This is a genomic window from Streptomyces sp. NPDC014006 (assembly GCF_043088925.1).
In the GTDB taxonomy this organism is placed as follows: Bacteria; Actinomycetota; Actinomycetes; order Streptomycetales; family Streptomycetaceae; genus Streptomyces.
In genome coordinates, this window is the sequence record NZ_JBICAJ010000007.1 from 278265 (window position 1) to 292463 (window position 14199).

Genomic DNA, 14199 nt, shown 5'->3' on the forward strand with positions numbered 1-14199 from the left:
GGACCCGGGAGCCGGTATCTGCTCCCGGGTCCGCCCACTTCCCGGGTGTTCATGTGAGTGAACGCCAGACATCAAGTCGAACGTTTTTACCGTGACTTGACCTTACGCTCGCTTGTCGTGTTCATGGGACTGACCCCACGATCGGCCGCATGAACAGTCTCGACTGGGCCGTACTCATCGGCTACTTCGGTGTGATGGTGGCGATCGGCGTCTGGTCGCACAAGCGGGTGGACGACGTCAGCGACTTCTTCACCGCCGGCGGGAAGATGCCCTGGTGGCTGTCCGGCATCTCGCACCACATGTCGGGCTACAGCGCGGTGATGTTCACCGGGTACGCGGGCATCGCCTACACCTACGGCGTCACCTCCTTCATCACCTGGTCCTTCCCGATCGCCCTCGGTATCGCCATCGGCTCGAAGCTGTTCGCGCCGCGCATCAACCGGCTGCGCTCGCGGCTCCACGTGGCCTCCCCGCTGGAGTATCTGAAGAACCGGTACAACCTGCCCACCCAGCAGGCGCTGGCCTGGTCCGGGATGCTGCTGAAGATCGTCGACGTGGGCGCGAAGTGGGCGGCCATCTCGACCCTGCTGTCGGTGTTCACCGGGATCTCGCTCAACCAGGGCATCCTCATCACCGGCGCCATCACGGCCGTGTACTGCACGATCGGCGGGCTGTGGGCGGACGCGCTGACCGAACTCGGGCAGTTCGTCATCCAGCTGCTGGCCGGGGTCGCCATGTTCGTGGCGGTGGTGCTGAAGCTGAACGACAAGGGCATCGGATTCCTCGGCGCCTGGGACGAACCGGCCCTGCACGGGCACGGCAAGCCGCTCGTCGGCCCCTACAGCACGGTGTTCCTGCTCGCGTTTTTGTTCATCAAGCTCTTCGAGTACAACGGCGGCATGCTCAACCAGGCCCAGCGCTACATGGCCACGGGCAGCGCGCACCAGGCCGAGCGCTCGGCGCGGCTGTCGGCGGTGCTGTGGCTCGTCTGGCCGGTGGTCCTGTTCTTCCCGATGTGGATGGCCCCGCTCCTGGTCCACGCGCAGAAGCCGGACGGCTCCGACTCCTACGCCCTGATGACCGAACAGCTCCTGCCGCACGGTGTGCTGGGCCTGGTGATCGTCGGGTTCTTCTCGCACACCATGGCCATGTGCTCCTCCGACGCGAACGCCATCGCCGCGGTGTTCACCCGGGACGTGGCGCCGGTGCTGTCGCGGCGGGCGCGGGAGTGGGGGCAGCGCTCGGGCCTGGTCGCCGCGCGGGTGACGACCGTGGTCTTCCTGGGGCTGTCCATGGCGGTGGCGACGCAGGTCAACTCCCCCACGTTCAAGGACATCATCACCGTCGTCATCAAGTGGGTGGCGGGTCTGATGGGCCCGATCGCCATCCCGATGATGCTGGGCCTGCTGCGCCCCTTCCGCCGCTCCGGCCCGACGGCCGCCCTGACCAGCTGGGGGCTGGGCCTGCTGGCCTTCTGGCTGGTCAACTACCCGATCAGCTGGCAGGTCGAGGGCGGCGTGCCGCTGCAGTACCAGGTGTCGATCCCGCTGGCGGTGTCCCTGGTGCTGTACATCGGGATCGGCTGGGTGAAGCCGGAGGACACCCCGGAACGGCTGGCGATCATCGCACGGGTCAACGGCGACGACGACGCGGCGGCAGCGGTTCGGTCTCCGGCGCAGGGAGTGGTGGGAGCGCCGTAGGGGCACCTCGCCGTCGACCGGTGCGGGGGCGTGTTGGCTGGTCGCGCAGTTCCCGCGCCCCCGGGGAGGTGCAGCCGACGCCGGCTTGAAGCCGCCGCGCCGGCCCACCCGCCCCCTCAGGCGCGCGGATACCTGGCCAGCCATCCCGGTGACGCTCCCATCGGCCCGTGCAGCGCCGGGCCCTGGGTCATTTCCATGGCGAAGTCGTCGGCGAGTTCCAGGAGTGTGGGGCGGCCCTCCAGTTCGGCCAGCCAGGCCGGAGGGAGGGCCGTCTCGCCGTGCAGGGCGCCGAGGAGGCCGCCGGTGAGGGCGCCCGCCGGGCCGGAGGGACCGTCGTGGTTCACGGCGAGGCGCAGACCGTGGCGGACGTCCTCGCCGACCAGGGCGCAGTAGACGGCGGCGCCGAGCACACCGGCCGCGGTGCCGTCCCCGAGGAGTTCGGTGACGCGGGCCGGGGTGGGCAGGCCCTGCCGCACCGCGCCCAGGGCGTGCTGGAGGGCGTCGGAGACCGGCCGGTGGCCGGGACGGGCGGCGAGCAGCGCGAGCGCCTGCTGGACCGCGCCGTCCAGACTCTGACTGCGCGCGAGACCGTGCACGATCGCCGCGTAGGCCCCCGCCGCGAGGCCGGCGACCGGATGCCCGTGGGTGTGCGCGGCGCACTCCACGGCCAGCTGGACGACCAGCTGCGGCTCCCAGCCGACGAGCAGCCCGAAGGGGGCGGAGCGGGCGGCGGCCTCGGGGCCGTCCTCGGCGGGGTTCCTGGGCGCCTGAAGGGTGCCCATCGTCTCGTCGCCGAGCCCGAGGAGCAGTGCGCGGGGCGGCTCGCGGCGGGCGTACAGCCACTCCTCGCGGGCCAGCCAGCCGTCGTCCTTGCGGCGCTCGTCGGGCCCCCAGTCCCGCTGGGTCGCCAGCCAGCGCCGGTACGCCCGGTGCAGATCGGTCGGCGGATGCCAGGCGCCGGTGTCGCGGCGCACCTGGGCGCGGATCAGCCCGTCCACGGTGAACAGGGTGAGCTGCGTGCGATGGCTGACGGCGCCGCGCCGGCCCTGCGCCGGCACCAGGTCGGCGACGCCCTCGGGACCGTACGCCTCCCGGATCGCGGCCAGGCCGAGCCCGTCCACGGGCGAGCCGAGCGCGTCCCCGACGGCCGCCCCGAGGAGCGTGCCGCGCACCCGGCTGCGGAAGTCCTGCTGCTCGGCTCGTCCCCAGACGGCACCGGACGTCGCGCCCACCCAGACCTCCCGGGACCGTCCATACGTACGACGCGCAGCACTGTAATCGAACGGAGGTGAGGGGTTCAGGGGCGGAAAGGGGCGGAAAATGTGCGCGGCGGCGGGCCGGGGCCGGTCAGGGCTCCCGGTCCGCCCCGGCCCCGTGCCGCGCGTGCTGTCGCTGCCCGGCCGCCCCCGGCGGCCAAGGGCGATACCGCGCGGGGAAGTTGAGTACTGCACGGACGGTGTCGGCGGTTGGGCACAATGATCGGCATGACCACCCCCACCTCACGCGCGCTTCCGCTCGCCGCCGGGCTTCTCACCGGTGTGCTCGCGCTCTACATCGCTCTCGTCGCCTTCGGGAACATCACTGATTTCGGGACGAATCAGGCGTTCGTCCAGCACGTCCTGGCCATGGACACCACGTTCAAGGACGACGACCTGATGTGGCGGGCCATCACCGGCAAGGGCCTGCAGAACGCCGCCTACGTCGCGATCATCGCGTGGGAGACCCTCGCCGCGCTCGTGCTGATAGCCGGGACCGTCTGCTGGGCGCGCCGGGACCACGTCCGCGCCCGGCGGCTGTCCACCTACGGCCTGCTGATGCTGATGCTGCTGTTCGGCGCCGGATTCATCGCGATCGGCGGCGAGTGGTTCGCCATGTGGCAGTCGAAGAACTGGAACGGTCTCGACGCCGCGACCCGCATCTTCCTGATCAGCGGCGTCGTGCTCATCGTCAACCACCTGGCCGGCGGGGACCCCGTCACCGCCGGGCACCGGGCCCCCGCCGAGGAGCAGTCCGCTAGCTGACCACCGCGACCGTCGTCCCCGGCGTCGCGAACGTCCACAGCGCCGCCCCGTCGGCCGCCCGCATCCGGATGCCGCCCGTGCGGCTCCCCGCGGCGGGCGGCGGCGGGGAGGAGCCGTCGACCGCGTTGGAGAACGCGATCGACACCCCCGATTTCGCCGTGAAGTACACGATGTGCTCGATCCGCACTCCGTCGGAGCCGGTCGTGGTCTCGCGCCGCGTCGACACCTTGTACGTCCCCGGGTCGGGGCTGACCGTGCCCGCCCACACCGCGAACGTGCGGCGCGGGGCGTCACTCGCGTCCACCAGCCACAGCCGGTGCCGACCGAGCGAGTACACGACCCGTCGCCCGGTGCCCGAGCCGTCCGGAACCGCGGGCGGCACCGCGGGCGCCGGGTGCGGACGCGCCGACGCCGACGCCCCCGGCCGGGCCGCCGGCGCCGTGGGCTTCGCCCCCTGGTCGGCCTGTACCGTCAGCGCCGCGACCGCGGCGACCGCGCCCACGGTCAGCGCGGTGGTCCAGGCCCACGAGGGCAGCCGTCGGGCAGGCACCGCTACGCATCTCCTCAGTCTCCGGCCCCCGGCATGTCGGGGGCCGGATCATCGTACTGCCCTGGCGTGGGCGCCCCGCCGGTCAGTCCAGCACCGGCAGCAGTTCCGGCAGGTGGCCGTCCGAGGCCTCGGCCGCGCGCCGCCTTTCCTCCGGGACCTCGCCGTACAGCGTCGTGCGGGGCCTGGCCGGGCGGCCCGCCGCCTCAGCCACCGCGATCAGGTCCTTGACCGACTTGTAGGAGCCGTAGGAGGAGCCCGCCATGCGGGAGATCGTCTCCTCCATCAGGGTGCCGCCCAGGTCGTTGGCGCCGGAGCGCAGCATTTCGGCGGCACCCTCCGTACCGAGCTTGACCCAGCTGGTCTGGATGTTCGGGATGTACGGGTGCAGCAGCAGGCGGGCCATCGCGGTGACCGCGCGGTTGTCCCGCATCGTGGGGCCCGGGCGGGCGATGCCCGCGAGGTAGACGGGCGCGTTGGTGTGCACGAAGGGCAGGGTCACGAACTCCGTGAAGCCGCCCGTGCGCTGCTGGATCCGTGCGAGCGTGCGCAGGTGGCCCAGCCAGTGGCGGGGCTGGTCGACATGGCCGTACATCATCGTCGAGGAGGAGCGGATGCCCAGCTCGTGGGCCGTCTCGATCACCTCGATCCAGGTGGCCGCGGGCAGCTTGCCCTTGGTCAGCACCCAGCGGACCTCGTCGTCCAGGATCTCGGCGGCCGTGCCGGGGATCGTGTCCAGGCCGGCCTCCTTGGCCGCCGTCAGCCACTCGCGGATCGACATGCCGGTGCGGGTCGCGCCGTTGACCACCTCCATCGGCGAGAACGCGTGCACATGCATGCCGGGGACGCGCGCCTTCACGGCCTTCGCGATGTCGAAGTACGCCGTGCCGGGCAGGTCCGGGTGGATGCCGCCCTGCATGCACACCTCCACCGCGCCGACCTCCCACGCCTGCTGGGCGCGGTCGGCGACCTGGTCGAGGGAGAGCGTGTAGGCGTCGGCGTCCGTGCGGCGCTGGGCGAAGGCGCAGAAGCGGCAGCCGGTGTAGCAGACGTTGGTGAAGTTGATGTTCCGGGTGACGATGTACGTCACGTCGTCGCCGACCGCCGACCTGCGCACGTCGTCGGCCACCTGGCACAGGGCGTCCAGGGCCGCCCCGTCGGCGTGCAGCAGCGCCAGCGCCTCGGCGTCCGTGAGCTTGGCCGGATCGTCGGCGGCCGTGCGCAGCGCCTGGCGGACGTCGGTGTCGATGCGCTGCGGCGCCATGCCGGGGGCGGCCGCCTCGCGCAGGGCGGCCCAGTCGCCGTACACCTCGTCGAAGTCGTCACGGCGGTCGGACGTGCGGCCCTCGGTGTCGATCGAGGTGTGCAGGTCGGTGCGGCCGGTGGCGGTGAAGACCTCCTCCGGTTCCTGCCACGGGTGGCCCTCGACGACGGCGTCCTCGCGGGCCAGGCCGGTGTCCGGGTCGGCCAGGGCGCGCACGTGCGGCAGCAGCCGCGGGTCCAGCCAGGGCTCGCCGCGCCGCACGAACTCCGGGTAGACGCAGAGCCGTTCGCGCAGCTCGAAGCCCGCCGCGCGGGACTTCGCGGCCAGCTCGTCGATCTGCGGCCAGGGCCGTTCGGGGTTGACGTGGTCGATGGTGAGGGGCGACACGCCGCCCCAGTCGTCGATGCCGGCGCCGATGAGCCGCTCGTACTCGGCGTCGACGAGGTTCGGCGGGGCCTGGAGACAGGCGCTCGGGCCCATGATGAGCCGGGCCACGGCCACCGTGGCGAGAAGGTCGTCCAGTTCGGCGTCCGGCATGCCGCGCATCGCGGTGTCCGGCTTGGCGCGGAAGTTCTGGATGATCAGTTCCTGGATGCCGTGGTAGGCCCTCGACACCTTCCGCAGCGCGAACAGGGACTCCGCGCGCTCCTCGTACGTCTCGCCGATGCCGATCAGCAGGCCGGAGGTGAAGGGGACGGAGGAGCGGCCGGCGTTCTCCAGGACGCGCAGGCGTACGGCCGGTTCCTTGTCCGGGGAGCCGTGGTGCGGGCCGCCCGGCTCCGACCACAGCCGGGTCGCGGTCGTCTCCAGCATCATGCCCATCGACGGGGCGACCGGCTTCAGGCGCTGGAAGTCCGTCCACGTCAGGACACCCGGGTTGAGGTGCGGGAGCAGGCCCGTCTCCTCCAGGATGCGGATGGAGACGGCGCGGACGTAGGCGATGGTGTCGTCGTAGCCGTGCGCGTCGAGCCACTCGCGCGCCTCGGGCCAGCGGTCCTCCGGCTTGTCGCCGAGCGTGATGAGGGCTTCCTTGCAGCCGAGGGCCGCGCCCTTGCGGGCGATGTCGAGGACCTCGTCGGGTGACATGAACATCCCGTGCCCGGCGCGCCGCAGCTTGCCGGGCACGGTGACGAAGGTGCAGTAGTGGCACTTGTCCCGGCACAGCCGGGTGAGCGGGATGAAGACGCTCTTGGAGTACGTGATGACGCCGGGGCGGCCCGCCTGTTCCAGGCCCGCGTCGCGGACCCGGGCGGCACAGGCGGCGAGGCCGGTCAGGTCCTCGCCGCGGGCCTGGAGCAGCACCGCCGCCTCGGCGACGTCGAGGGCGACGCCGTCCCGGGCGCGTTTGAGCGCGCGACGCATGGAGTTCTCGGTGGGGCCGGATCCGGGGGTCGCGGAGGTCGTCATCCCTCGAGGATACGAGCGTGATCAGGAAAGCCTCCGAGGGTAGGAGCTCGATCAGGGAAGGTGGGGGGCGTACTCGTCCAGCGTCCGCAGCACCTCCCTCTCCCCGGCCGGGGGCAGTTGCAGCACCACCTCCTCGATGCCGAGGTCGGCGTAGTGGGCGAGCTTGCCCGGGGTCGGGTGGACCGCGTAGGGGACGACCTGGAGGACGGAGGGGTCCCGGCCCGCGTCCGTCCAGGCCGTGCGCAGCAGGGGCACGGACTCCGTCAGGCCGCGGCCGCCGATCGGGAGCCAGCCGTCGGCGTACGCGCAGATGTCCGCGAACAGCTTCGGGCCGGCCGCCCCGCCGAGGAGGGTGCGCGGGCCGAGGACCGGGCCGCGCGGCGTCTGTACGGGCTTGGGGTGCGCGAGGCTCGGGCGCACGCTGCCGAACTCGCCCGCGTGGCCGGTCGGTTCCGGCGCCCACAGGGCCCGCATCAGCGCCATCCGGTCCCGGACGAGGGCCCGCCGGGTCCGCCACCGCACCCCGTGGTCGTCGGCCTCCTCGACGTTCCAGCCCAAGCCGACGCCCAGCGTGACGCGGCCTCCGGAGAGGTGGTCGAGGGTCGCGATCTGCTTGGCCAGGTCGATCGGGTCGTGCTGGGCGACGAGCGTGATGCCGGTGCCCAGGCCCAGCCGTTCGGTGACGGCGGCGGCCTGCCCGAGGGCCACGAACGGGTCGAGGGTGCGGCCGTACTCGCGCGGCAGGTCGCCGCCGGCCAGGTAGGGGGTGGTGCGTTCGACGGGGATGTGGGTGTGCTCGGGCAGGTAGAGCCCGGCGAAGCCGCGCTGCTCCAGCTCGCGGGCCAGGCGGACGGGCGTGATGGTCTCGTCGGTGAGGAAGACCGTGACGGAGATACGCATGGGGGATCTGTACCGCGCGGGACGGCGGTAGTCGATACCGTCCGGTCGGTCCAGATCCGTACGGCGAACACGCGCCGGGCACGCCGCTCCCCGATTCCCTTGCGGTCTACCGGAGTTCACGCCCGCCCGGCACAGTGGCGGCCATGTGTGACGACAGAGCAGACGGAAACGCCATCGGCAGACGCGCCCTGTTCGTGACGGGAGCCGCCGCCGCGCTTACGTTGGGGAGCGTGACCTTCGCTGCAGCGGCCGACGGGGGCCGGGGCGGCCAGGAGACGCAGACCGTGCGCGGCACGCTGCCCCCCGGCGCCCCCGACTTCGTGTACGTCCCGGTCGAAGTGCCGCCCGGGGTACGGGAGATCAAGGTCGCCTACACCTATGACAAGCCCTCCGTGCCGGCCGGCACCCCGGGCAACGCGCTCGACATCGGCCTCTTCGACGAGCGCGGCACCGACCTCGGCGGCAAGGGCTTCCGCGGCTGGTCGGGCGGCGCCCGCACGGAGTTCTTCGTACGGGCCGACGACGCCACCCCCGGCTATCTGCCGGGCCCGGTGCGCGCGGGCACCTGGCACGTCGCGCTGGGCCCGTACACCGTGGCCCCGCAGGGTCTGACGTACGAGCTGACCATCACGCTCACCTACGGGGAGCCCGGTGAGACGCCGAAGCCCGCGTACCCCCCGGAGCGCGCCGAGGGGCGGGGCCGGGCCTGGTACCGGGGCGACTGCCACCTGCACTCCTGGCACTCCGACGGCCGCCGCACGCCTGCCGAGATCGGCGCCCTCGCCCGGGCCGCGGGCCTGGACTTCATCAACACCTCCGACCACAACACCAACTCCTGCCACCCGCACTGGGCGGACGTGGCCGGCGACGACCTGCTGGTGATGCTCGGCGAGGAGGTCACCACCCGCAACGGCCACGTCGTGGCCCTCGGCACCGACCCGGGCACCTTCGTCGACTGGCGCTACCGGGCCCGCGACAACCGGTTCGGGAAGTTCGCCCGCCGCGTCCGCCAGGCCGGCGGTCTGGTCGTACCCGCGCATCCGCACGCCACCTGCGTCGGCTGCAACTGGAAGTTCGGCTTCGGCGACGCCGACGCGATCGAGGTGTGGAACGGGCCGTACACCCCCGACGACGAGGTGGCACTCGCCGACTGGGACAGCATGCTGGTCGCCTCCGTGCGCGAGGGACGCGACTGGATCCCGGCGATGGGTAACAGCGACGCCCACCGCGACCCGGACCCCGTGGGCATGCCGCAGACCGTCGTCCTCGCCGACGGCCTGACCCGCCAGGCGATCCAGGACGGCATCCGCGCCGGCCGCTCCTATGTCGCCGAGTCCGCCGAGGTCACGCTGTCCTTCGGGGCGAGCGGAGGGCGGGGCCGGCACGCCGGGATCGGTGAGCGGCTGGAGGTGGACCGGGACACCCCGGTGAGCGTGCGCCTGGAGGTCTCGGGCGCCCCGCATTGCACCGTGCGGTTCGTCACCGACCAGGGCGTGCTGTTCACCGCCGCCCCGCTGCCGGTGTCGGGCGCGGGAACCGTGGAGTGGCGTACCACCGCGTCGTACGCTGCCTACGTCCGCGCCGAGCTGCGGCACGAGGCGGCGGCGGGTCCGCTGCCGGGCGCGCTCGCGGCGTTCACCAACCCGATCTTCCTCGGCCACCGCTGACCTTCGACTGGAGCGTTCGTGTCCCGCCTCGCCGATCTCCGCCACCGGTACACCACCGCGTTCCAGCGCCGCCTCAACCCGGTGCTGCGCCGGCTGCCCACGCAGACGGTGCTGGAGACGACGGGGCGGGTCTCCGGGCTGCCCCGGCAGACCCCGGTGGGCGGGCGGCGGATCGGCGGCTCCTTCTGGCTGGTGTCGGAGTTCGGGCTGCGCTCGCAGTACGTGCGCAACATCCAGGCGGATCCGCGGGTGCGGGTGCGCCTGCGGGGCCGCTGGTACACCGGCACCGCCCGCCTTCTGCCCGACGACGACCCGGTCGCCCGGCTGCGCCGCCTGCCGCGCGTCAACAGCGTCGGGGTGCGGGTCCTCGGCACCGATCTGCTCACGGTCCGGGTCGACCTGGACTGATCGGCCGGCCCGGCGGGGGCCGCTTCTCCCCGGGGACCGTTTGTGTGGGTCCTGTGACCGCCCGCCCGGCGCCCTGTGATCGGTGTCGCCCACGGCTGACGCATCCGCCACGAACAAGGCAAACTGACGGGGTTGCTCGGGATCTCCAGGGGGGACGGCGATGGACGGTGTTCCGCGGGTGCCGGAGCAGAGGCGCCCTGACTCCGCGGCGGAGTCGGCGGCCTTGCGCTTCGGTGTGCTCGGCCCGGTGCGGGCCTGGCGCGGCGAGGACCCGCTGGCGACCGGTTCCCCTCAGCAGCGGGCCCTGCTCGCCGCGCTGCTGCTGCGCGAGGGCCGCACGGCCACGGCCGCCGAACTGATCGACGCCCTGTGGGGCGAGGAGCCGCCGTCGCAGGCGCTGGCGGCGCTGCGCACCTACGCCTCCCGGCTGCGCAAGGTGCTGGACGCGGGCGTGCTGGTCAGCGAGTCCGGCGGCTACGCGATCCGCGGCCCGCGCACGCTCGACCTGGCCCTCGCGCAGGACCTGACGGCCGAGGCGGACAAGGCCCGGGCGGCCGGGGACCTGTGCCGGGCCCGTGAGGCACTGCGCCGGGCGCTCGCCCTGTGGGACGGGGAGGCGCTGGCGGGCGTACCGGGCCCGTACGCGGAGGCGCAGCGGGTCCGTCTGGAGGAGTGGCGGCTGCAACTGCTGGAGTCCTGCCTGGACATGGACCTGGAGCAGGGCTGCCACGCCGAGGCGGTCTCCGAACTCACCGCGCTGACCGCAGCCCACCCCCTGCGCGAGCGGCTGCGCGAACTGCTGATGCTGGCCCTGTACCGCAGCGGCCGCCAGGCGGAGGCCCTCGCGGTGTACGCCGACACCCGCCGCCTGCTCGCCGAGGAACTCGGCGTGGATCCGCGCCCGGACCTGCGGGAGCTGCAGCAGCGGATCCTGCGCGCCGACCCGGCGCTGGCTCAGCCCTCCTCGGCGCCCACCGAGCCGGTGACGCCGCGGCCGCGCCCCGCGCAACTGCCCGCCACCGTCCCGGACTTCACCGGCCGGGCGGCCTTCGTCCGCGAGCTCGGCGAGATCCTCGCCTCCGCCGAGGGCCGGGTGATGGCCGTGTCGGCGCTGGCCGGCATCGGCGGCGTCGGCAAGACGACGCTGGCGGTGCACGTCGCCCACCAGGCCCGCGCGGCCTTCCCCGACGGGCAGCTCTACGTCGATCTGCAGGGCGCGGGAGCGCGGGCCGCCGAACCCGAGACGGTCCTCGGCTCCTTCCTGCGCGCCCTCGGCACGGCGGACTCCGCGATCCCGGACTCCCTGGAGGAACGGGCGGCGCTGTACCGCTCGGTGCTCGACGGCCGCCGTGTCCTGGTCCTGCTGGACAACGCCCGCGACGCGGCCCAGGTACGGCCTCTGCTGCCGGGCACGGCGGGGTGCGCGGCGCTGGTGACCTCCCGGGTGCGCATGCTGGACCTGGCCGGGGCGCACCTGGTCGACCTGGACGTGATGGCGCCGGACGAGGCGCTGGCCCTGTTCACGAAGATCGTGGGCGAGGAGCGGGTGGGCTCGGAGCGTGAGGCGGCGCTGGACGTGGTCGCGGCGTGCGGCTTCCTCCCGCTGGCGATCCGCATCGCGGCGTCCCGTCTGGCGGCGCGGCGCACGTGGACGGTGTCGGTGCTGGCGGCCAAGCTCGCCGACGAACGCCGGCGCCTGGACGAACTCCAGGCCGGGGACCTGGCGGTGAAGGCGACGTTCGAACTGGGCTACGGCCAGCTGGAACCGGCCCAGGCCCGCGCCTTCCGTCTGCTGGGCCTGGCCGACGGCCCGGACATCTCCCTCGCGGCGGCCGCGGCGGTCCTCGATCTGCCGGCCGAGGACACGGAAGACCTCCTGGAGTCCCTGGTCGACACGTCCCTGCTGGAATCGGCGGCGCCCGGCCGCTACCGCTTCCACGACCTGGTCCGCCTCTACGCCCGCGCCTGCGCGGAGCGCGACGAGTGGCCGCCGCGGGAACGGGAGGCGGCCGTGTCCCGCCTCCTGGACTTCTACCTGTCCACGGCGGCGGGCGTGTACGCGGTCGAACGGCCGGGGGACCGGCTGGTGGACCACTTGGCGGGCACGGAGTATCCGGGGCTGGTCTTCGCGGACCGGCACGCGGCCCAGGACTGGCTGTACGCGGAGGCGCACACCGTTCTGGCGCTGGTGCAGCAGTGCGCCCGTCGGCCGATGCTGCGGCGCGCGGTGGATCTGCTGTGGGCGGTGAAGGACCTGGCGGAATCGGGGGCCAACTCCAAGCAGTACGAGGTCGCCGCGCACGCCCTCAGGGAAGCGGCCGACCTCGCGGACGACCCGCGGTCCCAGAGCCGCGCCCTCGTCACCCTCACCAACGTCCATCTCGTGGCCGGCCGCTTCCAGCAAGCGGATGACGCCGCGCACCTGGCGATGGAGCTGGCCCACTCCGCGGACGACCGGGCACCCGTCTGCTGGGCCGCCAACGACCGCGGCATCATCGCGCTCTACCAGAACCGTCACGCCGACGGCGAGGCGTATCTGCGGCAGGCCATCGAGAGCTTCCGTCAGGACCGGAACCTCGCCGGCGAGGCCAGTGCCCTGTGCAACCTCTCACGCATCCACCTGGCGATGGGCGAAGTCGCCAGCGCGGTGGACCTCGCGCAGCAGGGCATCGTCATCTACGACCGACTGGGCCACACCCTGCGCGGAGCCAACGGCCGCTACGCACTCGGTCTGGCACTGACCGGACAGGGCGACCTGGACGCTGCCGTGGACCGCCTGACCGAGGCGCTCGGGGTGTTCCGGGACAGCAGGCAGCGCCTGTGGGAGGGAATGACCCTGTTCCGGCTCGCGGAGGCCCATCTCGCCGGCCGGCAACCGGCCAGGGCGGCCGCCCTCGTCGAGCAGGCGCTCGCCCTGCTGCGCGGCATCGGAGGCGAATGGCGGCGCGGCAACGTCCTGACCGTTCTCGGCCGTGCGCTGCAGGCTCTCGGGCAGAGCGGCCGGGCGCACGCCTGCTGGCAGGAAGCCCTCGGCATCTTCGAACAGCTGGGTTCGCCCGAGGCCGCGGACGTCCGCGGCCTGCTGGCTCCCTCGGCGGTCGCGTAGCGCACGGCGGCACGTTCATCGTTCGTTTATCGCGGGCAGGCACTCTCGTCCTGTCGATCCGTCGCGTCGGGGGGCAGACGGGTCAGCGGTGATCACCACCGCTAGGGTGAACGACCCTGATATGCCCGCCCGGCGGCCATCGGGGGAGCTGCCGGGCGGGCTTCGCCACCATTCAAGGGAGTTGCAGATCGATGAGCGATGCCAAGAAGGACTCCACGGTCAAGCCGCTCGACAACCACGCCACGGACGTCGACACCGTCACCACGCTCGACAACCACGCGACCGACGAGCAGATCACCACGCTGGACAACCACGCCACCGGCATCACGATGAAGCCGCTCGACAACCACGCCACGGACGAGACCGCGTGATCTGACCACCTCCGCAGGGGGATCCGGCCGCGGCGGCACGGAGGGGGAGTCGCCGCGGCCGTGGCTTTTCCGCTCGGGGGTCAGGGGGTCGACGTCACCGGGTCCGCCAGTTCGCCGACCTTGCAGCGGCGGACGGCGGCCGCGTTGCCGACGACGTACTCCTTCGTGGCGGTCGTTCCGCCTGCGGGGACCTCGACGTGGTCCACTTCGGAGTCGACCAGCTTGCCCTTGGCGTCCAGGAAGCTGATCCGCACCTCGAAGGTGCCGTCCTGGGCGTTGGGATTGCGCAACTCCACCGTGGCGTACGGCTGTTTCCTCGTCGCGCAGCTCACCAGCTTGACGATCGCGCCCTGCTGGGGCGTCGCGGTCGCGTCGGCGGCGCTGTCGTCGGCGTAGCTGTCGTCGCCGGCGGAGGTGTCGCCGGCGTACGTGTCGTCGTCGTCATCGTCGTCGTAGGCGTCGTGGTCCTGGTGCGAACTGCTGCAGCCGCCCCCGCCCGAGCTGTGCCGGCTGCTGCTCTTGCCGCTCCTGGAGGAGCCGGACTTGGACTTGCTGACCTTGCTGCCGCCGCTGCTGCCGCCACTGCTGCTGTGGCTGCCCGTGGAGAACCCCGTCAGCGACAGCACCACCAGCGCCGACACGGTCAGGAACCTGAACTCGCGACCCCATCTGCTCATGGGGTCACCCTAGGGGCAGCTGGTCACGGACATGTCACCGCGCGGCGACCGTCCCGTACCCCGCGCGATGTCGGCCGTGGCAGCGGCGCGGCGGCCGCTCCAGGCATCCCGCACATCCGCGTCCGGAGGCC

General features: G+C 72.9%; 11 protein-coding genes. 6 read left to right on the plus strand and 5 right to left on the minus strand.

Annotated elements, in window-relative coordinates; translation table 11 throughout:
• Positions 1-149: 149 nt before the first annotated feature.
• The gene (locus ACF1GV_RS24655) at positions 150-1700 is read left to right on the plus strand and encodes a sodium:solute symporter family protein (RefSeq protein WP_391684631.1); all 1551 of its coding nucleotides are present in this window, start codon (positions 150-152) and stop codon (positions 1698-1700) included.
• A 116-nt stretch (positions 1701-1816) separates the two neighbouring features.
• Here the strand turns inward: ACF1GV_RS24655 and ACF1GV_RS24660 are convergent, their stop codons facing one another.
• Positions 1817-2932, minus strand: a complete 1116-nt coding sequence (locus ACF1GV_RS24660) for an ADP-ribosylglycohydrolase family protein (RefSeq protein WP_391684634.1) — start codon at positions 2930-2932, stop codon at positions 1817-1819.
• 252 nt (positions 2933-3184) lie between these two features.
• Here ACF1GV_RS24660 and ACF1GV_RS24665 point away from each other — a divergent pair, with 252 nt between their 5' ends.
• Positions 3185-3721, plus strand: a complete 537-nt coding sequence (locus ACF1GV_RS24665; RefSeq protein ID WP_391684637.1) for a DUF2165 domain-containing protein — start codon at positions 3185-3187, stop codon at positions 3719-3721.
• On the opposite strand, the gene ACF1GV_RS24670 is transcribed toward ACF1GV_RS24665, so the two are convergent.
• The 3 genes from ACF1GV_RS24670 to ACF1GV_RS24680 all read right to left on the minus strand — a co-directional run bounded on the left by ACF1GV_RS24670 (position 3714) and on the right by ACF1GV_RS24680 (position 7839).
• Complete coding sequence (locus ACF1GV_RS24670) at positions 3714-4271, minus strand: L,D-transpeptidase (protein ID WP_391684640.1); 558 nt, start codon at positions 4269-4271, stop codon at positions 3714-3716. The two genes, ACF1GV_RS24665 and ACF1GV_RS24670, sit on opposite strands and share 8 nt — an antisense overlap.
• Positions 4272-4353: 82 nt before the next feature.
• Positions 4354-6939 (minus strand): bifunctional FO biosynthesis protein CofGH, encoded by a 2586-nt coding sequence (locus ACF1GV_RS24675; RefSeq protein ID WP_391684643.1) that lies wholly within the window; start codon positions 6937-6939, stop codon positions 4354-4356.
• Positions 6940-6990: 51 nt separating this feature from the next.
• Positions 6991-7839, minus strand: coding sequence for an LLM class F420-dependent oxidoreductase (locus tag ACF1GV_RS24680; RefSeq protein WP_391684646.1), 849 nt, complete (start codon positions 7837-7839; stop codon positions 6991-6993).
• Positions 7840-7982: 143 nt separating this feature from the next.
• Between ACF1GV_RS24680 and ACF1GV_RS24685 the strand changes: the two genes are divergently transcribed.
• The 4 genes from ACF1GV_RS24685 (at position 7983) to ACF1GV_RS24700 (ending at position 13391) form a co-directional block, all read left to right on the plus strand.
• Entirely contained in the window at positions 7983-9506 is a 1524-nt protein-coding gene (locus ACF1GV_RS24685; RefSeq protein WP_391684648.1) for a CehA/McbA family metallohydrolase, read from the plus strand.
• An 18-nt stretch (positions 9507-9524) separates the two neighbouring features.
• The gene (locus tag ACF1GV_RS24690) at positions 9525-9914 is read left to right on the plus strand and encodes a nitroreductase/quinone reductase family protein (RefSeq protein ID WP_391684650.1); all 390 of its coding nucleotides are present in this window, start codon (positions 9525-9527) and stop codon (positions 9912-9914) included.
• Between the two features lie 160 nt (positions 9915-10074).
• Positions 10075-13020 (plus strand): BTAD domain-containing putative transcriptional regulator, encoded by a 2946-nt coding sequence (locus ACF1GV_RS24695; protein ID WP_391684652.1) that lies wholly within the window; start codon positions 10075-10077, stop codon positions 13018-13020.
• Positions 13021-13211: 191 nt separating this feature from the next.
• Positions 13212-13391 (plus strand): hypothetical protein, encoded by a 180-nt coding sequence (locus ACF1GV_RS24700; RefSeq protein WP_391684655.1) that lies wholly within the window; start codon positions 13212-13214, stop codon positions 13389-13391.
• An 80-nt stretch (positions 13392-13471) separates the two neighbouring features.
• Here ACF1GV_RS24700 and ACF1GV_RS24705 read toward each other — a convergent pair whose 3' ends face one another.
• On the minus strand, positions 13472-14068 hold the full coding sequence (locus ACF1GV_RS24705) for a hypothetical protein (RefSeq protein ID WP_391684658.1): 597 nt from the start codon (positions 14066-14068) through the stop codon (positions 13472-13474).
• Positions 14069-14199: the final 131 nt, after the last annotated feature.

Excerpts from the sequence above, each read along its gene's own strand:
- ACF1GV_RS24655 (WP_391684631.1), top strand. The coding sequence starts at position 150 with ATGAACAGTCTCGACTGGGCCGTACTCATCGGCTACTTCGGTGTGATG.
- ACF1GV_RS24665 (WP_391684637.1), top strand. The coding sequence starts at position 3,185 with ATGACCACCCCCACCTCACGCGCGCTTCCGCTCGCCGCCGGGCTTCTC.
- ACF1GV_RS24675 (WP_391684643.1), bottom strand. The coding sequence starts at position 6,939 with ATGACGACCTCCGCGACCCCCGGATCCGGCCCCACCGAGAACTCCATG.
- ACF1GV_RS24680 (WP_391684646.1), bottom strand. The coding sequence starts at position 7,839 with ATGCGTATCTCCGTCACGGTCTTCCTCACCGACGAGACCATCACGCCC.
- ACF1GV_RS24685 (WP_391684648.1), top strand. The coding sequence starts at position 7,983 with ATGTGTGACGACAGAGCAGACGGAAACGCCATCGGCAGACGCGCCCTG.
- ACF1GV_RS24695 (WP_391684652.1), top strand. The coding sequence starts at position 10,075 with ATGGACGGTGTTCCGCGGGTGCCGGAGCAGAGGCGCCCTGACTCCGCG.
- ACF1GV_RS24700 (WP_391684655.1), top strand. The coding sequence starts at position 13,212 with ATGAGCGATGCCAAGAAGGACTCCACGGTCAAGCCGCTCGACAACCAC.
- ACF1GV_RS24705 (WP_391684658.1), bottom strand. The coding sequence starts at position 14,068 with ATGAGCAGATGGGGTCGCGAGTTCAGGTTCCTGACCGTGTCGGCGCTG.